Annotated in this window: 18 protein-coding genes; 13 read left to right on the top strand and 5 right to left on the bottom strand. The window is 61.3% G+C overall.

Features of this window, described 5'->3' with window-relative positions; genetic code table 11:
- Positions 1 to 537: 537 nt before the first annotated feature.
- From ACT54B_RS20355 to ACT54B_RS20340, 4 genes are read right to left on the bottom strand one after another with little or no spacing between them, the layout of a single operon-like run.
- Positions 538 to 1212, bottom strand: a complete 675-nt coding sequence (locus ACT54B_RS20355; RefSeq protein WP_476047642.1) for a response regulator transcription factor — start codon at positions 1210 to 1212, stop codon at positions 538 to 540.
- Positions 1213 to 1229: 17 nt separating this feature from the next.
- Complete coding sequence (locus tag ACT54B_RS20350) at positions 1230 to 1844, bottom strand: DUF2306 domain-containing protein (protein ID WP_476047640.1); 615 nt, start codon at positions 1842 to 1844, stop codon at positions 1230 to 1232.
- A 35-nt stretch (positions 1845 to 1879) separates the two neighbouring features.
- Positions 1880 to 2044, bottom strand: coding sequence for a helix-turn-helix transcriptional regulator (locus tag ACT54B_RS20345; RefSeq protein WP_476047639.1), 165 nt, complete (start codon positions 2042 to 2044; stop codon positions 1880 to 1882).
- A 59-nt stretch (positions 2045 to 2103) separates the two neighbouring features.
- Complete coding sequence (locus ACT54B_RS20340; protein WP_476047637.1) at positions 2104 to 2568, bottom strand: hypothetical protein; 465 nt, start codon at positions 2566 to 2568, stop codon at positions 2104 to 2106.
- A gap of 332 nt (positions 2569 to 2900) precedes the next feature.
- On the opposite strand from ACT54B_RS20340, the gene ACT54B_RS20335 reads away from it, so the two are divergent.
- The 9 genes from ACT54B_RS20335 to ACT54B_RS20295 all read left to right on the top strand — a co-directional run bounded on the left by ACT54B_RS20335 (position 2901) and on the right by ACT54B_RS20295 (position 14376).
- Complete coding sequence (locus tag ACT54B_RS20335; RefSeq protein ID WP_476047636.1) at positions 2901 to 3200, top strand: hypothetical protein; 300 nt, start codon at positions 2901 to 2903, stop codon at positions 3198 to 3200.
- Positions 3201 to 3597: 397 nt separating this feature from the next.
- On the top strand, positions 3598 to 4590 hold the full coding sequence (locus ACT54B_RS20330; protein ID WP_476047634.1) for a BMP family protein: 993 nt from the start codon (positions 3598 to 3600) through the stop codon (positions 4588 to 4590).
- Positions 4591 to 4599: 9 nt separating this feature from the next.
- The gene (locus ACT54B_RS20325; protein WP_476047632.1) at positions 4600 to 6006 is read left to right on the top strand and encodes an amidase; all 1407 of its coding nucleotides are present in this window, start codon (positions 4600 to 4602) and stop codon (positions 6004 to 6006) included.
- The gene (locus ACT54B_RS20320; protein ID WP_476047630.1) at positions 6003 to 7559 is read left to right on the top strand and encodes an ABC transporter ATP-binding protein; all 1557 of its coding nucleotides are present in this window, start codon (positions 6003 to 6005) and stop codon (positions 7557 to 7559) included. The genes ACT54B_RS20325 and ACT54B_RS20320 overlap by 4 nt, the downstream gene beginning before the upstream one ends.
- The gene (locus ACT54B_RS20315) at positions 7549 to 8598 is read left to right on the top strand and encodes an ABC transporter permease (RefSeq protein WP_476047628.1); all 1050 of its coding nucleotides are present in this window, start codon (positions 7549 to 7551) and stop codon (positions 8596 to 8598) included. Before ACT54B_RS20320 ends, ACT54B_RS20315 begins: the two co-directional genes overlap by 11 nt.
- Positions 8595 to 9539 (top strand): ABC transporter permease, encoded by a 945-nt coding sequence (locus ACT54B_RS20310; protein WP_476047626.1) that lies wholly within the window; start codon positions 8595 to 8597, stop codon positions 9537 to 9539. The genes ACT54B_RS20315 and ACT54B_RS20310 overlap by 4 nt, the downstream gene beginning before the upstream one ends.
- A 15-nt stretch (positions 9540 to 9554) precedes the next feature.
- Positions 9555 to 10850, top strand: coding sequence for an amidohydrolase family protein (locus ACT54B_RS20305; protein ID WP_476047624.1), 1296 nt, complete (start codon positions 9555 to 9557; stop codon positions 10848 to 10850).
- A 512-nt stretch (positions 10851 to 11362) separates the two neighbouring features.
- Entirely contained in the window at positions 11363 to 13273 is a 1911-nt protein-coding gene (locus ACT54B_RS20300; protein WP_476047622.1) for a HAMP domain-containing methyl-accepting chemotaxis protein, read from the top strand.
- Between the two features lie 404 nt (positions 13274 to 13677).
- Positions 13678 to 14376 (top strand): hypothetical protein, encoded by a 699-nt coding sequence (locus ACT54B_RS20295; protein ID WP_476047620.1) that lies wholly within the window; start codon positions 13678 to 13680, stop codon positions 14374 to 14376.
- Positions 14377 to 14458: 82 nt separating this feature from the next.
- Here the strand turns inward: ACT54B_RS20295 and ACT54B_RS20290 are convergent, their stop codons facing one another.
- On the bottom strand, positions 14459 to 15172 hold the full coding sequence (locus ACT54B_RS20290) for a GntR family transcriptional regulator (RefSeq protein ID WP_476047618.1): 714 nt from the start codon (positions 15170 to 15172) through the stop codon (positions 14459 to 14461).
- Between the two features lie 99 nt (positions 15173 to 15271).
- On the opposite strand from ACT54B_RS20290, the gene ACT54B_RS20285 reads away from it, so the two are divergent.
- Genes ACT54B_RS20285 through ACT54B_RS20270 form a run of 4 tightly spaced genes read left to right on the top strand, consistent with a single transcriptional unit; the run spans position 15272 to position 18621 of the window.
- The gene (locus ACT54B_RS20285; protein WP_476047617.1) at positions 15272 to 15874 is read left to right on the top strand and encodes an amino acid synthesis family protein; all 603 of its coding nucleotides are present in this window, start codon (positions 15272 to 15274) and stop codon (positions 15872 to 15874) included.
- On the top strand, positions 15849 to 16661 hold the full coding sequence (locus ACT54B_RS20280; RefSeq protein ID WP_476047615.1) for an alpha/beta fold hydrolase: 813 nt from the start codon (positions 15849 to 15851) through the stop codon (positions 16659 to 16661). Before ACT54B_RS20285 ends, ACT54B_RS20280 begins: the two co-directional genes overlap by 26 nt.
- Positions 16658 to 17587 (top strand): flavin reductase family protein, encoded by a 930-nt coding sequence (locus tag ACT54B_RS20275; RefSeq protein WP_476047613.1) that lies wholly within the window; start codon positions 16658 to 16660, stop codon positions 17585 to 17587. The genes ACT54B_RS20280 and ACT54B_RS20275 overlap by 4 nt, the downstream gene beginning before the upstream one ends.
- Entirely contained in the window at positions 17584 to 18621 is a 1038-nt protein-coding gene (locus ACT54B_RS20270; protein WP_476047611.1) for an LLM class flavin-dependent oxidoreductase, read from the top strand. The genes ACT54B_RS20275 and ACT54B_RS20270 overlap by 4 nt, the downstream gene beginning before the upstream one ends.
- The last annotated feature ends 7 nt before the right edge of the window (positions 18622 to 18628 follow it).

The following is an 18628-nucleotide window of genomic DNA, read 5'->3' as shown; positions in this document are numbered from 1 at the left end:
ACTCCTGGCAAAATACAATGATGCGGATGAGGCTCTAGGCTCCGACGCGCGCACGATGCAAAGCCAGGATTACGGGAACATTACGTGTTTGCCGGTCTTCGGGGCGGGAGAGCACTTTTGACCTGCCCAAATTTTCCTGTGGTGTCCGGCACCCTCTGGGACGCGTGATCATGGCCGCAATCAGGGCTCGTCTGAGGGGGGATTGGCGCGTCTGCGCCGGAAAATCCGCTCGCCGCCGAGGAAGAGGGAAATCTCCTCTGCCGGGGAGAGGGCCGGACACGCGAGATCGGCAACCGCCTCCTGCCGCAGGGCTACGAGATCCAAGAGGGCGTCGGAGTGGTTTGATCGTTTGCCTGCACCGTCGCCCAGGAGGGCCGCCAATGTGCAGACTATCGAGGAGGTCTTGCGGTATGGCCCGCGAGGAAAGAAAAAATGCGAGCCGGGTTGATCAAGTCCGGCCCGCTTCAATCGCCTGCGTTTTCAGTGTGTGTGATCCCTCTTTTCACCCTGCTGCTGGGCACGAGGGCCAGGGAGGCGTCAGGCATCTCGCTTGAGGAGGTAGCCTACCCCTCTGATGCTGTGAATGCTGACCCCCGCCTCCGCATCGCCAAGACGTTTCCGCAGCCTTGAAACATGCGCATCGAGAGCGTTGGACTGGATCTCGTCCTCGTAATTGTAAACGGCGGCCTCCAGCGTATCCCGGCCCACGGTCTTGTTGATGCGTTTCGCCAGGGCGACAAGAAGCAACAGTTCTCGTCTCGGAATGTCGATCTGTTCCGGACCAACATGCACCGTCATATGGACGGGATCGATGATCATGCTGCCGGCCGCAAGTTTCTGCTCAACCACGGTCACCGGGCGGCGCAGGAGTGCGCGGACCCTGGCGATGAGCTCGTCCATCAAAAACGGCTTTCCCAGATAGTCGTCCGCCCCGAGGTTCAGCCCCTTCACCCGTTCCTGCGGGGTGTTTCGCGCCGTCAAGACGAGGATCGGGGTCGTTCCGCCGTCGCCTCTGAAGCTCTCCACAAACGACAACCCGTCGCCATCCGGCAGCCGGTGGTTCAAGAGGATGGTGTTGTAGGTGTTCTGGCGTGCGAGTTCGAGCCCGTCGCCGATCAAGGTGGTATGATCGACGAGAAGACCATTCTTTCCGAGCACGGACACCAGCATGGATGCGAGCTCCACCTCGTCTTCTATCAACAAAAGGCGCATCAGGGCTGCTCCGCTGCTCAGTTTCGGCGGATCAGGTATTCAGCGAAGAGAATGCAGCCGATCCAGGCCCCACAGAAGGCCGCATCGGCAACAAACCCGGCCGGCGCATCTCCGGTGATCAGATAAACGGGAAAGAATATCATCGACACGGCGGTGGCACCCATGCCGATGGCATAGGCCCGGATCATCCAGTTGCGGTGGCGCAAGACCTGTCCCCGGCGAATGGCCTGCACGGCAATCGTCAAGGCGACGGCAAGAAGGACGCCGAAGATCAATCGAGCGCCGCTGATGGCGACCGAATAGGCCTCCGGAAACCTAAACAGCAGCGTCATCGACGACAGCGAGATCAGGGCCCCTGACGCCACAAACAATCTGCCCAGCAGCCGATGCAGAAAGCCATAGTTGCGCGCGCGGCCAAGCCCGAACTGAATGGGGCCGAGGATGCCGAAAGCGGCGCCTCCGGCGACATGCAGAAAATGCGTGAGGGGCGTGGCGGTCAGGCGCTGGCTGTCCTCGGGCAGGGCGCCGATCGGTATCTGCACGGCCTGCACCAGTGCAAGCAGAATGGGCAGAAAATTGGCAAGCAGAAGCGCTGCCGGCACGACGGCCGGCTTGTTGTACCATTTATTCAATGTGGGATTCCTTGGTTAAAACGCCCTTCGGTCCATCAACCGGCGGTTTTTTTCCACTGAAAGACGTCTCCGATCTCGACGCCAAAGACCTCCGCTATGCGGAATGCGGCCTCAAGGGACGGAGAGTATTTGTTCTGTTCGATGGCAGCCACCGTTTGACGGGTCATGCCGATCATGTCAGCCAGCTGCTGCTGGGTCATTTCGCCGTTTTCGAAGCGCAAGCGGCGGATAGAATTGGTAATGGGGGGACCGCAGGCCATCAGGCATATCGCCGAAATTGGAGTATGACGATGATCTCTCTCAACACGCTCGCCACGACCATCGCCAACAGAACCAGATTTGCCAGAATCAACGCCGCTGCTGCGGCAGGATCTCCCGGATAATCGGATCGGGCGACATCCGCAATGTGACCGTTCAGCAGAACGATAACCACGAGGAAAGCCTCGAGAACCAACAGTCCGACCCTTTGGGACAAGCGCTCTATGGATCGCTCCATTTCGTCCGGGGGCTGGTCAAGTTCCTGCTTGGCCACCCATGCGGTGATCATGGCTGCAGGAAGCGCGATCGCGATGAAGATCCCCAGGCACCAGAGGAACCGCCAGAACAGAACCTCTTCACGAAGCGTGCGCGTCGTGAAATCGGACCATACGCTCCAGAAATAGTAGCCGAAGATCGTCAATGCACCGACCGTGCAAAGCCAAGCCACCTTCTCGCGCATCGCCATCGCAGTCTCCACCATTCGATTGTGATCATCCGTGTACGAAAATCATGACATCATGTAAAGCATTTTTTACATGATGTTCGTCGAACTTGACTTTCTGTCGCGCCGACCTGCCGCCACAGCGGTCTGCCGCGCTGCATCGACCGCTTTCCCGTGGACGTTAGGTCCAGAGCAGAATTGGAGCCGCATTCGTGCTTCCCCGAGTTGACCGGAGCGTCCTGAGGCGCTACCCAGCAAATGTTGCGCGCTGCATATGCGTCTCTGCGTATGGATTAAACTTGAACGCGACATTCAGAAAGATGCTGGTCTGCTCGAGTATTCAGGGATATTTCCTCATGAATGACATCAATCATTGTCATAAGGACGGGCTGTCTTTGAGGGAAAAAATCCGGTTTATATACAATTATATTAAAATTAGACAGATGAAATACGTAAAGACGTTTATTGTCATCGCGTTACTGATGGATTTCCTGTCACTTGTTGATGCCTATCAACTTATTTATTCTGAAGTAAACGTGTATTTTTGGATCAATCTGGTGTTCTGCTCAACCCTGATCGGCAGGGTATATGGCGTCATCAGCAAAGGCTTGATCAAAAACGGCCGGTTGAAAATGCTGCTGCGGGGCGCCCTCTAAGGTTCTCCGACCCCGCAGGCGATCGATGAAGATCAGCCGCAGCGTAGATCTATAGGCTTGGAAAACCGGTGGGTCGCGTCCGCAAGTGCTGGCCGCCAACGACCCAATAGCTTTTCACGGCTGGCGCTTAGGGACGCAGCCGTCTCTCGCACCGTTCCGCAGATGTTTGCCGTCGCGCCCGGGCGTGCCTGGCTCTCGGTGCTTCATGCGTCGTTATCTGGCCAGAAACGAGCCTATCGTCGACAAAAATTCCCCGGCTGGAAAACCTGCCCGATTCCAGAAATTGCAGCAAAAACAGGCACCTAATGCCTATTTTTTGATCATGAATAAATATTGACTCTTATTTGGGCGCTGCTATGAATTTACCAATCGATAAAAAATATAAGGGAACCTCTCGATGACAACCAAACTGCTTCTCTCCAGGCGTAGCGTTCTTGCTTCTGGTCTCGTCCTCAGCGCAGGCGTGTTCGCCCCCACGGTCCGTGCCCGCGCGGCTGCACCCATAAAGGTGGCCGGCATTCATGGCTCGCCGGTCGAAAATGCCTGGAACTCCGTGCTTCACAAGGCACTGCAGGAGGCCGCCGGCGAGGGTGTCATCGAATATGTGTTTTCGGAGGGTGTGTCCGGCACGGATTATCCCCGTGCCATGCGCGAATATGCCGAACAGGGTGCCAAGCTGATTATCGGCGAAACCTTCCCTGTCGAAAAACAGGCGCGCGAAGTGGCTGCCGACTATCCGGAAACCGCTTTTGTCATGGGGTCGAGCGGCAAGGAGGCCGGTGACAATTTCGGCGTCTTCGGCACCTGGAACTTCGACGGCGCCTACCTCGCCGGCATGCTGGCCGGCAAGATGACCAAATCGAACATCGTCGGCTCTGTGGGCGCCATGCCCATTCCGGAAGTCAACATGCTGATCAACGCCTTTGGCGCGGGCGTCAAGGCGGTCAACCCGAACGCGAAGCACCTCGTGACCTTCATCGGCACGTTCTTCGATCCTCCGAAGGCGCGCGAAGCCGGCCTGGCGCAGATCGATGCGGGTGCGGACATTCTCTTCGGAGAGCGGATCGGCACCGCCGATGCCGCCAAGGAACGCAATGTGAAGTCGATCGGCTCGCTCATCGATTACACGCCGCGCTATCCCGATACGGTCTTTGCCAACGCGCTCTGGAACTTCCGCCCCATTCTGAATGCGGCGCTGGCCGACGTCGCCGCCGGCAAGCCGACCGGCCGCGATTACACGGCCTACGGTCTGATGAAGGAAGGCGGCAGCGATATCGTTTACGTCAAGGGCGTTGCCCCGGCGGATGCGGAAGCGGCGATGGAAGCCAAGCGCGCCGAAATCAAGGCGGGCACATTCGAGGTTCCGAAGATCGTGGACGAGCCGAACTAAGGCTCATCCATGCAGGCGGACGCAACAGCGTTGGCAGAGGCGATCCGCCAGGATCGCCTCACCAGCCGCCAGGCAATGGCGGCTTCGATCTCCGCAGCACAATCCCGTCAGGATTTGGGTTGCATTGCCTATATGAATCCCGAGAAAGGCCTGTTGGCGGCAGAGCGGATCGATGCGCTCCCCGCCGGGACGCGGCGTGCCATGCGGTTTGCCGGTGTCCCGACGCTCGGCAAGGATCTGGGCGGTCCTTTTGCAGGCTTTCCCGTGCGGGCCGGTTCCCGTCTTCTTTCGGAGGAGCCGGAAGAGCCGGTCGAATCCGATCTGGCCGAGCGCTTTCGCGGCGCGGGCCTCTGTCCCTTCGGTTTGACGACCAGCCCGGAGTTCGGCCTGTCGCTGGCCAGCGAACCGGCGATTGGGCCCGTGGCGCGCAATCCGCTGGCGCCGAACCTGTCTGCGGGCGGATCGTCCGGCGGTGCGGCCGCCGCCGTTGCCGCCGGGATCGTTTCCGTCGCTCACGCGACCGATGCCGGTGGATCGATCCGCGTGCCGGCCGCCTGCTGTGGTCTTGTCGGGCTCAAGCCGAGCCGCGGATCCATGCCGGCCGGTCCGCACTTCGGCAATCACCTGGGTGGCATTGCAACCGAACTCGCTGTGTGCCGGTCGGTGCGCGATACGGTTGCGCTGTTTGAAGCCCTGTCGGGTGCGGCGTGCGGTCCCTATCCGCCTGTTGCGCTGAAGGGAGGGGTCGAAGGCGCGCTGCGCATCGGTGTCCTGCCGGGGACAGGCGACGAATATCCCACAACACCGGAGCGTTGTGCCGTTGTGGAAGAGGCCGCCCGCGCGCTCGAAGCGGCGGGCCACCGCCTTGTTCCGGTTCCTTTCGAGGCGGTCGAGGCGGTTGCCGAAGCAAGTCGCCGCGCCTTTGTCGATATTGTTTGCATCAACCTGGCCGATCTCGTGACGCGCTTCAATCTGGATGCCGGCAGAACAGAGGTGCTGACCCAGGCGGTCATCGAGCGGGGCCTGTCCCTGTCGGCGCGCGACCTCTGGCACAGCCTCAATGCCATGGTCCTGGTCAGCCGGGATCTGTGGCGGCTGTTCGACGGTATCGATTGCCTGATCAGTCCGATCCTTTCCTCCCCGCCGCTTCCGGTCGGCTCCTTTCCCGGCGATCACCGGGATCATGACCTTCACTTCCACCGTATGGCCGCCTTTGCACCGCTCGCCGCCCTGGCGAATGTTTCCGGTTTTCCGGCGCTGACGCTTCCATTCGGCCCGGATCGGGAGGGGCTTCCGCTCCCGGTCCATCTGATGGCGCCTATGGGCGCAGAGGCCGTGATCTTGCAGCTGGCTGCGGTGCTGGAGCAGGACGGGCGCTGGCAGCACCGCTTCCCCATTGCAGGATGGCAAGAATGAACAGGCCAATTCTCCAGATTGAAGGCGTTAGCAAGCGGTTCGGGACGACGCTTGCCAATGACAGTATTTCGCTCTCCCTGAACCAGGGCGAAATCGTCGCTCTGCTCGGCGAGAACGGCGCCGGCAAGACGACGTTGATGAGTATCCTGTTCGGGCATTACCTGCCCGACACGGGCCGTGTGCTGGTGGATGGCCTGGAACTGCCGCAGGGAAAGCCGCGCGCGGCCATTCGCGCCGGCATAGGCATGGTACACCAGCATTTTGCGCTGGCACCGAATCTGACGGTGCTGGAAAATGTCACCACGGGGACCGAAAGCCTCTGGTCCGTCAGGCTGAAGCGGTCGGAAGCGCGGGCGAAGCTGCTTCGCATTTCGGATCGTTTCGGGTTGAAAATCGATCCCGATGCGCGGCTGGGCGATCTGTCCGTCGGCGAGCAGCAGCGGGTCGAAATCCTCAAGGCGCTCTATAACGACGCCCGTATCCTTGTGCTTGACGAGCCGACGGGCGTGTTGACCCGGATCGAGGCCGAACATCTTTTTTCGACCTTGAAGGACATGGCAAGGCAGGGGCTTTCGCTGATTTTCATTTCGCACAAGCTGGATGAAGTCATGGCGACAGCGGACCGCGTCGTCGTGCTGCGCGGCGGACGGCATGTTGCCGAGCGCCAGGCCGCCGAAACCAGCAAGACAGAACTGGCCGAACTGATGGTGGGGCGAACCGTGGTTCGGCCGGTTCGTGAACCTTCCAAGCCTGGCGCCGTCGTTCTGGAAGCGGCGGCCGTGACGGTGCGCAGGGACGGAGTGGACCGGCTGAAGGCGGTGGATTTTCACCTCAGGGAAGGGGAAGTCCTGGGCATTGTCGGCGTCTCGGGAAATGGGCAGACGGTGCTGGCGCAGCTTCTGTCCGGCACGGCGGCCAAGACCGAAGGTGATCTTCTTCTGTTCGGGCAGCCAGTCGACACCCTTTCGGTGGCCGATGTCTGCGCCGCCGGTATCGGGCGTATCCCCGAAGACCGGAACAGGGAGGGGACGATCGGGGAAATGGCCATCTGGGAAAATGCCGTGCTGGAGCGGCTTTCCCGCTATTCTCATCGAGGTCTCGTCAATCGCAAGAAGGGCATGGCCTTCGCGCAGGACATCATCGATGGCTTCGACGTGCGCGGGGGAACGCCCTCCAGCAGGATCCGGCTCCTCTCCGGCGGCAATATGCAGAAACTGATCCTGGGGCGAAACCTGATCGACCGGCCGCGCATCCTGATTGCCGCACAGCCAGCGCGCGGGCTGGACGAAGGCGCGGTTGCAGCCGTGCATGAGCGTATTCTCGCCGCCCGACGGGAAGGCACGGCGGTCCTGCTGATTTCGGAAGATCTGGACGAGGTGATGGCTCTGGCGGATCGCATCCAGGCCATCGTTGGCGGACGAATGTCGGCGCCGATCTCCGCGGAGGAAGCATCTGCCAGACGGCTGGGCCTCATGATGGCCGGCGAATGGACCAGCGATGAAACGGCCGCGCGCACAGCAGGGCCGGAAGGAGAGACAGATCATGCGGTTTGAACGGCGCGAGCATCGACCGGTTGCGTTGGTCATCGCTACCCCCCTGATTGCCGTGGCTGCAGCCCTGACGATCGCCGGCCTGCTGATTGCGATCGCAGGCGCGCCGGTGCTGGACGCCTATTGGCATATTCTGAAAGGGGCCTACGGGTCTCGTCTTGCGGCCACGGAAACGCTGACGCGCGCCACACCGCTGATCCTGACCGGCCTTGCCGCTGCCGTCGCTTTCCGTGCGCGGCTCTGGAACATCGGCGGGGAGGGCCAGCTCTATCTCGGCGCGATTACCGTGGCGGCGGCCAGTTCGCATATGATCGGGTCCTGGCCCTCCATGCTGCAAATTCCAGCCCTTCTCGTCCTGGGTGCTCTGGCCGGCATGGTTCTCTTGCTGGTGCCGCTCTGGCTCCGGTTGCGGTTTTCCGTTGACGAGGTGGTGACGACACTGCTCCTGAACTTCGTCGCGGTGCTTTTTGTCTCCATGCTGATCGATACGGTCCTGAAGGATCCGGCAGCCTTTGGCTGGCCGCAGTCGCAGGCCGTCTCCGATGCGGCGATGCTGCCGAAGCTGATCAGCCGCTCGCGGCTGAATTTCGGTCTCGTCATCGCCGTCGTTCTGGCCTTCGTGCTGGCCTTCGTCCAGTCCCGCACGGTGTTCGGCATCCAGGCGCGCGCCGCAGGCCTCAATCCGACGGGTGCGGTGTTTGCCGGGGTTCCTCTCGGGCGTACGCTGGTTGTCGTGGCTTGCATCTCCGGGGGACTGGCAGGGCTGGCCGGGGCCGTCGAGGTCATGGGTGTCAAGGGATATGTGACGACGGATCTGTCGCCGGGCTACGGTTATTCCGGCATTGTCGTGGCGATGCTGGCCAATCTCAATCCGCTCGGCGTGGTTCTCACGGGTCTCTTTACCGCCACCATGTTCGTCGGGGCGGATGGCATGAGCCGCGCCATGGGTATCCCGAGCTACATTGCCGATGTCATCGTGGCCCTGTCCTTGCTGACCATGCTGGTGGCCGTCTTCTTCACTCAGTACAGGATCCGCCGATGAGCACACTTGTCGATATCCTCGCCTCTGCCGGGCTATGGGCTGCGGTCCTGCGGATCGCCACACCGCTGATTTTCGGCACGCTGGGCGCCTTGTTGTGCGAGCGTTCGGGTGTCCTCAATCTTGGCATCGAAGGCATCATGACGTTCGGTGCGATGATTGGCTGGCTTGCCGTCTACAACGGAGCGGACCTGTGGACCGGCTTTGCGGTTGCCGCTCTCGCCGGCGTCCTGTTCGGCTTCCTGCATGCAGTGCTGACGGTCACGCTTGGCCTGTCTCAGCACGTTGCCGGTCTGGGGGTTACCCTGTTTGCCTCGAGTTTCAGTTATTACATCTTCCGCCTTGCGGTCCCGGTCGCCGGCACGCCGCCGACCATAACGCCCTTCAAACCCCTATCCGTTCCGGGTCTCAGCGATTTGCCGTTTGTGGGGCCGGCCTTCTTTACCCAGACCGCGCCCACCTATCTGGCCATCGTTCTGGCGGCTGTGTTTACCTATGTCCTCTTTCGCACGCCGCTTGGCCTTGCGATCCGCATGACCGGGGAAAACCCGCATGCCGCAGAAGCGCAGGGCATCAACCCGATGGTCATGCGTTTTGGCGCCGTGATGGCCGGCAGCGCATTGATGGGCATGGCGGGCGCGTTCCTGACGCTCTCGGCCTTCAACAGCTTCTTCCCGACGATGGTGCAGGGGCGCGGATGGATCTGCATCGCGCTTGTCGTTTTCGCCTCCTGGCGGCCCGAGCGGGCTTTGCTTGGCGCTCTGCTGTTTGCCCTGTTCGATGGCTTCCAGCTGCGCCTGCAGACGACGTTGGGGGGCACCGTGCCGTATCAGCTGTTCCTGATGATGCCTTACGTCCTGTCGATCGCTGCTCTGGCGGTGATGGCGCGCCGCGCCCGTGTTCCGCAGGCTCTCATGCAACCCTATCGGCGCGGGGAGCGCTGACCCGAGGATATGGCCATGTTCAATCTCATCATCCGTAACGCCAACCTGCCGGACGGTCGTCAGGGCTTCGATATCGGCCTCGCCAACGGCAAGATCAAGGCAATCGAAAAACATATCCAGGCCGATGCCGGCGAGGAGATCGATGCCACCGGACGCCTGGTCAGTCCGCCCTTCTGCGATCCCCATTTTCATATGGATGCGACCCTGTCGCTGGGCATGCCGCGCATGAATGTGTCCGGCACGCTTCTGGAGGGCATTGCGCTTTGGGGTGAACTTCGCCCCTTGCTGACGAAGGAAGCGCTGGTGGAACGCGCGCTGCGCTACTGCGATCTCGCCGTCAGCCAGGGCCTTCTCTTTATCCGCAGCCATGTCGATACGTCCGACCCGCGCCTGGTGACGGCCGAGGCGCTGATCGAGGTGCGCGAGCGGGTGGCGCCCTATATCACGCTGCAGCTCGTCGCGTTTCCCCAGGACGGATATTACCGGGCGGAAGGAGGGGAGCAATCGCTCCGGCGGGCGCTCGATATGGGCCTCGACATTGTCGGCGGTATTCCCCATTTCGAACGCACGATGGACGAGGGTCGCCGCTCGCTGGAGGCCCTGTGCCGTCTCGCCGCCGACCGGGGGCTGCCCGTGGATATTCACTGCGACGAAACCGACGATCCGATGTCGCGGCATGTCGAAACGCTGGCCGCCGAAACGGTGCGCCACGGCTTGCAAGGCAGGGTCGCCGGCTCGCACCTCACCTCCATGCACTCCATGGACAATTACTACGTCTCGAAGCTGATCCCGTTGATGGCGGAGGCCGAGATCAACGTCATCCCCAATCCCCTGATCAACATCATGCTGCAGGGCCGCCATGACACCTATCCGAAACGGCGCGGCATGACGCGAGTTCGTGAACTGATGGCGGCCGGCCTCAACGTATCCTTCGGGCAGGATTGCACCATGGATCCCTGGTATTCGATGGGTTCCGCCGACATGCTGGAAGTGGGGCACATGGCGATCCATGTCGCGCAAATGGGCAGTCTCGAGGACAAGAGGCAGATATTCGACGCCTTGACCGTTAATTCTGCCAGGACAATGGGCCTGGAGGGCTATGGCCTCGACATAGGATGCAATGCCGATCTGGTGGTTCTGCAAGCCTCCGATGTCTACGAAGCGTTGCGACTGAAGCCCACACGGCTCTGTGTCATCAAGGGGGGAAATGTCATCGCGCGATCTGCTCCTCGCCTGTGCGCATTGCGTCTTGAGGGACGACCGGAGACGATCGATCCCGGTCGCGACTACATACCGAAATCCTCGATGTAAGCCTGTGCCGCGCCGGGCGGAGACCGCCCGGGCCGCCTTGCCCCCTGCCGCACCCCCGTGTCACCGCAAAAGGGTTGCGAGTCGAGTATAGGGAACGGGACATCGAAACAACGCCGAGTGCAAATTCGCACTCTCTCGGCGTTTCCCTGTGGAACCGATACAGGACCGCTACGAGTATATTCCCTATTCGGCCTGAACGCAGATATACCGGGTGGATGTAACTTGAGACGAGAAGTGGCGACGCATGAAAATTGCGGCCGTATCGCGATAGGGATTCATGAATTGAACGCGCATCGAGTGTAAACTGCCAAACGCGGTTAAAATTCTTGCTGGAAAATCTCCGGTTCCTGAAACGATTTAGCGAACCGTTAATCTGTATATATTAGATGTAATTTCGTAACGTCAACCGGGAGTGGTTGAAGCCGATCCCAGGGCCAGAAAGTGGGCAGTTTTTTGTCCGGCAGGCTTCTATTCATGAGCGGTCATTTTGTGTTTCTTAGGAAGGTGACACCATGACCATACGAGTCAAGCTGTTTGCTTGCATCTCGCTGCTTACGACAGCGCTTATCATTCTTTCTGGCTTCAGCTTTTACGCGATGCGCGAGCAAGGCAAGATCGCCAATTCGATCGTAGCCGACCGCGTCATGCCGATGCAGCAACTCAAGCAGATCAACGATGGATATGCGGTTTCCATCGTCAATGCTGTTCACAAAGTTCGTTCGGGTGCTCTGTCAGCCGAGCGGGGACTGAAAGGTATCGATGAGGCGCGGGCCGTGATCGAGGAGAACTGGAAGGCTTACATGGCCACGGTTCTCACGCCGGAAGAGCGGCAAATTGCCGATCATTTTGCCGAAGTTCGAACGGCTTCCAACGAAGGCATCGAAGAACTCCGCGCGATCCTGAGTGAGGGGCGCATAACGGATGTGGCGGATTTCGCCGACCTGAAGCTCTACCCCACGATCGATCCGCTCGGAGACGACATCTCCAAGCTTATGGACCTGCAGATAGAAGTCTCGAAACAAAACCTGTCCGAGGGGAACGCGCTCGGTCTGCTTCTTACGGAGCTGATGAGCGCCCTGTCCTTGTTTGGGCTCGTATTGGCCGGCATTTCCATCTGGACGGTGCAAAAAGGCGTGATCAAGCCCGTGAACCAGATAACGTCGGCCATGTCCGATCTCGCCGGCGGCAACCTGGCCGTCGAAATCTATGGCGAAAATCGCAAGGACGAAATCGGCAAGATGGCGTCAACCGTCGCCATTTTCCGGGAAAACGCGCAACAGCGCCTGCGTCTGGAACAGGAAGCCGATGCCAATCGCTCTCTGAGCGACCGGGAACGGCAGCAACGGGAAATGCAGCAGGCACAGGAGGCAGCGGAAGTCCAGTTTGCGGTGGACAGCATTGCGCAGGCCTTGAGCCACCTGTCTCACGGCAAGCTGAATTACCGCATAGAAACCGCCTTCGCCGAAAACCTGGATCCGATTCGCGTCGAATTCAACGAATCCGTCTCCAAGCTGGAAGACGCCCTGCGTCAGGTCAACCAGAATGCACTGGCCATTGCTGCAGGCTCCAGCCAGATCCGGGCGGCTGCCGACGATCTTTCGAGGCGCACCGAACATCAGGCGGCTTCGGTCGAGGAAACCGCAGCAGCGCTTGAACAGGTTACGACGACCATGTCCGATTCCAGCCGCCGGGCGGAGGAGGCTGGCAAGCAGGTGCATGATACGCGTGAGTCTGCCGAGCGTTCCGGAGAAATCGTCAGACGCGCCGTCAATTCGATGCATGAAATCGAGACTTCGTCCCGCGAAATCACCAGCATTATCGGCGTGATCGACGAGATCGCGTTCCAGACCAACCTGCTCGCGCTCAATGCGGGCGTGGAAGCGGCGCGCGCCGGGGAAGCCGGAAAGGGCTTTGCCGTTGTGGCGCAGGAGGTGCGGGAACTGGCCCAGCGGTCTGCCTCGGCAGCGAAGGAAATAAAGACCCTGATCTCGAGATCCGGCTCCCAGGTCGAAAACGGCGTCCGGCTTGTCACGGAAACCGGCAATGCTCTCGAGCACATCGTCTCCCAGGTTCAGGCCGTCAGCCTGAATGTGACGGCCATCGTCGAAGGCGCCAAGGAACAGGCGACGGCGCTGAAAGAGATCAGCACCGCTGTCAACACCATGGATCAGGGCACGCAGCAGAATGCTGCGATGGTCGAAGAGTCGACCGCCGCAAGCCACGCCTTGGCCAAGGAGGCGGAATCGCTGTTCCAGCTCATTGGTCGTTTCGAGATCGGGGGCGGTTCTCACGGTTCCGCGCCGTCTGGAAACAGATCCGGCGCTCTCCCGGAGACGGCATCCGCCAGGCGGCCATTCAACCCGGTCGTCAACACGGTCCGTGGCAATACCGCGACCAAGCTCCAGGTCTGGGAGGATTTCTAGGCGCTGCATCGTTAGGCTGGATCGAGTGGCCTGACGCTTTCACCGAATGTCACCCTTCAAAATGGAAGCGTGTCGAGAAGAGATCCTTTCAAGGATGGGCCTGGCAGCACCTTGCTTCCTCGGCCGTGGATAGTCTCGACCCTGCTTCCGTTTTGAGGATTCCTGCCAGAAGTGAACGACATCGTGCCGATGGGGCAAATCTCCCCGGCTGCGCTTTCCGACGTCCATGGTCCCCGGGGTTCTCGCAAGCCTTGAGCAAGCGGAACGGCCTATTCGGAACTGGGGTAATTCCTGTGTTCAGCGAAGGTGGTCGTATGTTCAGTAGAGTCGGTAGCGCACTCAATTCCGTTTCCCAAAATCTGGATCAACATAGAAAGGCGCCGAACGGAGATTTTTCCGACGTCATGGCTGCAGCATCGCGTACCCGGGAGAAACCGGGTCCGGGCGAGGCCATGAATTACGATGCCATCGTCAAATCCTACGATAAATGGTCTGCACAGAGACGGGCCGACGGCGCGTCCGATGATTACATGGATCGGGTCGACGCGGCCCGTCAAACCTATCTTTCCGTTGTCCGCAAGGCGGCCAGCACGGGCGGTTTCAACGATCCGGTCGCGTTTCTGAAAACGCTGACATCCGAAGAGCTGAAAGCGATCCAGACGACCCAGTCCCTTGCCAACGATATCGATCCTTCCAGCCTGTCGGCCGAGGGCGCCTACAATGTGCTGGTTCCCCGTTCGATGGCACGGGACCTGGATGGCGACGGAACCTTCATGGTGGGCGTGGCTCGAACGATTGTCTTTCCCCCGGGCGATGCCCCGCAGCAGGTCAGGGATGCGTGGGACAAAACCACGTCCGGACTGGATTTCGAGACGAGGATGCACCTGCAAATGTCGATGGTGGGCGCGGGGCAAACCGACGTTATGGGTGCCGGAGGATGGTCGAAGGTGGACGACTACGGCGCTCTCATCGACAAGGCCGTCAGCGGAGCGGCATACAATCTCACCCTCGCCTCTCCGGAGCACAAGCAGTTTGCCGAAAAAATCCTGCAGGCACTGCAGCTTTTCCAGGCCACCTTCGACGCTGAAGACGCGGTGGTCTGACCGGAACAATCCCGCTCTGGCACCGTCTCGCCCTGATCCAGCAAGCCCATCCTGCCGGCACCCTGCGGGCTGGTGTTGAATGTCACGCCGCGCCGGGATGTTCCTGGCTTGCCGTGCTCGTGAGAATGCGCTCGGCGATCAAGGCGGCTTCCGCAACGTGGTTGCGGCAGGCAAGGGCTGCACCTTCCGCGTCGTTGCGGGTGATCGCATCGAGGATCTCCCGCAGTCTGGCGGGTCCCGAAACGGTGCGGTTGGCCGTGGAGAGCGTCATGACGCGCAGCCGCGAGATGCGGCTGTTCAGCCGGCTGACGATGTCCCAGGCAATGGTGTGGCCGCTTTCCTCGAAGATGATCTTGTAGAACTCGTAGGTGGCGTCGAGAATGGCCGGCGGTTCCTTGCTGCGTGACGTCTGATCGAGTTCCGCAAGGACGTCGGCGAGGCGTTCCTTGATCTTGCTGTCGGCGATGCGCGCGCAGTCGGCAACGGCGGTGGATTCCAGCGCCGAGCGGATCTCGTAGATTTGCCGCGCATCGTCCCAGGTCACCCGCGCCACGCTCGGCCCCTGCTTGGAGACGGTATCGACGAGCCCTTCCGATTCCAGATGGCGGATGACTTCGCGGATCACCGATCGCGAAACCCCGAGCTGTTCGCACAATGTCCGTTCCACGAGGCGCTGGCCGGGCTCGAACAGGCCCGCGATGATCGCCCGTCGCATGCGATCCAGCGCGATTTCCCGAAGCGTGGCGGGCGGCGTCTCGATTCTCAATCCGGCAAGTTGTGCGTCTGTGCTGCTCATGCGGGCAAACCTACCGTCAAAAAAACCGTCACACAAGCCCTTGACACTTCGTCTGATGGTATACCAACATACAAACACGAAAACAGACAGGAGGCGACCTTGGGTCCGGTAATTCGCAAAACCCTTCTTCATGTGGAAACGACACTCATCGAAGGCGGACGCGAGGCGGCCACCCCGCTGAAGCTGATCGCGGCCCTGGCCGTCCTGAAGAACCCCTGGGCCGGCCGCGGCTTCGTGGAGGACCTGAAGCCGGAAATCCACGCTTGCGCTCCCGTTCTCGGCAAGCTGCTGACGGGCATGATCCTCGACGTGGCCGGATCCGGCGAGGCGGTGGAGGCCTATGGCAAGTCTGCGGTCGTGGGGCTCGACGGAGAAATCGAACATGCCTCGGCGCTGATCCATACGCTGCGTTTCGGCAATCACTACCGCCAGGCTGTCGGCGCGAAATCCTATCTCGCCTTCTGCAACACCCGCGGCCCGGCCAATGCGCCGATCATGATCCCGTTGATGGACAAGAACGACGAGGGCCGCCGTTCGCACTACCTGACGATCCAGTGCGCCATGCCCGATGCCCCGGCAGCGGATGAAATCGTCGTCGCCCTCGGTGCGTCGATCGGCGGCCGGCCGCATCACCGGATCGGCGACCGCTATCAGGATCTCAAGGAGCTGGGCAACGATGTCAGCAACCCTGCAGCGGTCTAGAACCCCGTCGGGGGCGGCCTTTGCGGTTCGCGGCGAGGGCGAGCCGCTGGTGCTGATCCACGGGGTCGGCATGCGGCTCGAAGCCTGGACGCCGCAGATCGACGCGCTGGCCCGGCACCACCGGATCATCGCCGTGGATCTGCCGGGGCATGGGCAAAGCGCGCCGCTTGCCCTTTCGTCCGGCCTTGTCGATTTCGTCGGCTGGTTTGCCCGCGTGCTTCTGGATCTCGGCTGCGGGCCGGCGAGCGTGGCCGGCCATTCCATGGGAGCGCTGATTGCCGGCGGGATCGCCGCCGAAAGGCCTGAACTCGTCGCCCGCGTCGCCCTGCTGAACGGCGTCTATCGCCGGGAAGAGGCGGCCCGCAATGCGGTTATTGCCCGGGCCGCCGAAATCAGCACCGGCAGCTTCGACCGGGAAGCGCCGCTGAAGCGATGGTTCGGCCCCGGGCACGAGCATGAGGCGGCCTACCGGCTGTGCCGTGACCTGCTGGCGGACGTGGATGCACAGGGCTACGCCACCGCCTACGGCGCCTTTGCCAGGGGCGACGCCCTCTATGCCGACCGATGGCCGCAGGTCACCTGTCCGGCGCTGTTCCTCACGGGCGACGGCGACCTGAATTCGACACCGGAAATGGCCCGCGCCATGGCATCGGCCGCCGTTTGCGGTCAGGCTGTCGTCATCGAAGGCCACCGCCACATGGTCAACCTGACCGCCCCCGACGCGGTCAATGCCGCCCTGCTCGCATGGATGAGGGCGGAAGCGCAGGACAAGGGAGCAGGGCCATGACGATCGATCCCCGCCAGTTGCGCGATGCCTTCGGGGCTTTCCTGACGGGCGTCACCGTGGTGACCACCCACAATGCCGAGGGCAGGCCGATTGGCTTCACCGCCAATTCCTTCACCAGCGTCTCGCTGGATCCGCCCCTCCTGCTGGTCTGCCTTGCCCGCACCTCGCGCAATTTCGAGACCATGACAACGGCGGGAAAATTTGCCGTCAACATCCTCTCCGAAGAGCAGAAGGATGTGTCGAACACCTTTGCCCGCCCCGTCGAGGACCGTTTCGCAACCGTGCGCTGGGAACCCGGCCCGCACGGCTCGCCGCTGATTTCGGATGTGGCGGCCTGGTTCGACTGCAGCCTGCATCAGGTCGTGGATGCGGGAGACCACGTCATTCTCCTTGGCCGCATCGAGGCCTTCGGAAATGCCGGAACGCCCGGGCTCGGCTATGCGCGCGGCAGCTATTTCTCGCCGACGCTGGCCGACAAGGCGCTGCTGGCGGGGCAGGATCTGCCGCAGGTCGTCGGTGCGGTCGCCGAAAGGGATGGCTTCATCCTGCTGAAGAGCGAAGAGGATGGCCGCCTGTCGCTTCCATCCGTTCCCCTCACACCCGGCGAGGGGGTCGAGGTTCTGGAAAGGGCTCTCGAAGCGATGACCGGCGCGAGCGCGCAGACCGGCATGCTCTATTCGGTCTATGAAGACACGAAAGAACGGTGCCAGCACCTCGTCTACCGCGCGCGGATCGGGGCGGGCGAAGCGGTTTCGTCAAGCTTCCATCCCGTCGAGGACCTGCCGATGGAGCGGGTGAAGGATGCGGCCACGCGCGATCTTCTCAGGCGCTATGCCGCAGAGCGGACGCTGGGCAATTTCGGCCTCTATGTGGGCAATCAGGAAAGAGGCCGGGTGCATGCCCTGGCCGGAAGGGGTGATGCATGAAGTTCTCGCTGTTCGTCCATCTTGAGCGGCTCGATGCCAGCCAGTCGCACAAGCAGCTCTACGACGAGTTCATCCAGCTGTGCGAGATTGCCGACCGGGGCGGAATGGTCGCGATCTGGACCGGCGAACACCACGGCATGGAATTCACCATTGCGCCGAACCCCTTCATCAATCTGGCCGATCTCGCCCGACGGACGAAGAACGTGCGTCTGGGCACCAGCTCCGTGATTGCCCCCTTCTGGCATCCGATCAAGCTGGCGGGTGAAGCGGCGATGACGGATATCATCACCGATGGCCGGCTGGATGTGGGCATTGCCCGCGGCGCCTATAGTTTCGAATATGAGCGGATCATGCCGGGTCTGGATGCCTGGCAGGCCGGCCAGCGCATGCGCGAGCTCGTTCCCGCCATCAAGGGCATCTGGAAGGGCGATTACGCCCATGAGGGCGCGTTCTGGACTTTTCCGTCGACCACGTCTTCCCCGAAGCCGCTTCAGGAGCCGCATCCGCCGCTCTGGATCGCCGCGCGTGACCCGAACAGCCATGAATTCGCGGTCGCCAATGGCTGCAACGTGCAGGTCACGCCGCTCTGGAACGGCGATGCCGAGGTCGAGAACCTGATGGGCAAGTTCAATGCGGCTTGCGCCAAGTATCCGGAAGCGGGCCGCCCGCGCATTATGCTGCTTGAGCATACCTATGTGGGTGCCGATGCGGAGGATGTGGCGCGCGCCGCCCGTGAGCTGTCCGTCTATTACAATTACTTCTTTGCCTGGTTCAAGAACGAGCGGCCGATCCGCCAGGGCCTGATCGAGGCGCTGACCGAAGAGGAAATGGCCGCCAATGCCAACCTCTCGCCGGAGGTCATGGCGACCAATCTTCCGCTCGGCACCCCGGAGCAGGTGATCGACCGCCTGAAGAAATTCGAGGCGCTCGGTTACGACGAATATTCGCTCTGGATCGACACGGGAATGAACTTCGAACGCAAGAAGGCATCGCTCGAACGCTTCATCAACGACGTCATGCCGGCCTTTCAGTAAGGAACAA

The sequence above is a fragment of the Gellertiella sp. DMC107 genome (assembly GCF_056313605.1).
The sequence above is the reverse complement of the archived record's forward strand: the minus strand, read 5'-3'. Positions and strand labels throughout refer to the sequence as shown.

Coding starts and splice junctions, on each gene's coding strand:
- ACT54B_RS20275 (WP_476047613.1), top strand. CDS start 16,658: ATGACGATCGATCCCCGCCAGTTGCGCGATGCCTTCGGGGCTTTCCTG.
- ACT54B_RS20280 (WP_476047615.1), top strand. CDS start 15,849: ATGTCAGCAACCCTGCAGCGGTCTAGAACCCCGTCGGGGGCGGCCTTT.
- ACT54B_RS20345 (WP_476047639.1), bottom strand. CDS start 2,044: ATGACCCAGCAGCAGCTGGCTGACATGATCGGCATGACCCGTCAAACG.
- ACT54B_RS20320 (WP_476047630.1), top strand. CDS start 6,003: ATGAACAGGCCAATTCTCCAGATTGAAGGCGTTAGCAAGCGGTTCGGG.
- ACT54B_RS20290 (WP_476047618.1), bottom strand. CDS start 15,172: ATGAGCAGCACAGACGCACAACTTGCCGGATTGAGAATCGAGACGCCG.
- ACT54B_RS20355 (WP_476047642.1), bottom strand. CDS start 1,212: ATGCGCCTTTTGTTGATAGAAGACGAGGTGGAGCTCGCATCCATGCTG.
- ACT54B_RS20295 (WP_476047620.1), top strand. CDS start 13,678: ATGGCTGCAGCATCGCGTACCCGGGAGAAACCGGGTCCGGGCGAGGCC.
- ACT54B_RS20325 (WP_476047632.1), top strand. CDS start 4,600: ATGCAGGCGGACGCAACAGCGTTGGCAGAGGCGATCCGCCAGGATCGC.
- ACT54B_RS20315 (WP_476047628.1), top strand. CDS start 7,549: ATGCGGTTTGAACGGCGCGAGCATCGACCGGTTGCGTTGGTCATCGCT.
- ACT54B_RS20340 (WP_476047637.1), bottom strand. CDS start 2,568: ATGGCGATGCGCGAGAAGGTGGCTTGGCTTTGCACGGTCGGTGCATTG.
- ACT54B_RS20300 (WP_476047622.1), top strand. CDS start 11,363: ATGACCATACGAGTCAAGCTGTTTGCTTGCATCTCGCTGCTTACGACA.
- ACT54B_RS20310 (WP_476047626.1), top strand. CDS start 8,595: ATGAGCACACTTGTCGATATCCTCGCCTCTGCCGGGCTATGGGCTGCG.
- ACT54B_RS20270 (WP_476047611.1), top strand. CDS start 17,584: ATGAAGTTCTCGCTGTTCGTCCATCTTGAGCGGCTCGATGCCAGCCAG.
- ACT54B_RS20335 (WP_476047636.1), top strand. CDS start 2,901: ATGAATGACATCAATCATTGTCATAAGGACGGGCTGTCTTTGAGGGAA.
- ACT54B_RS20305 (WP_476047624.1), top strand. CDS start 9,555: ATGTTCAATCTCATCATCCGTAACGCCAACCTGCCGGACGGTCGTCAG.
- ACT54B_RS20330 (WP_476047634.1), top strand. CDS start 3,598: ATGACAACCAAACTGCTTCTCTCCAGGCGTAGCGTTCTTGCTTCTGGT.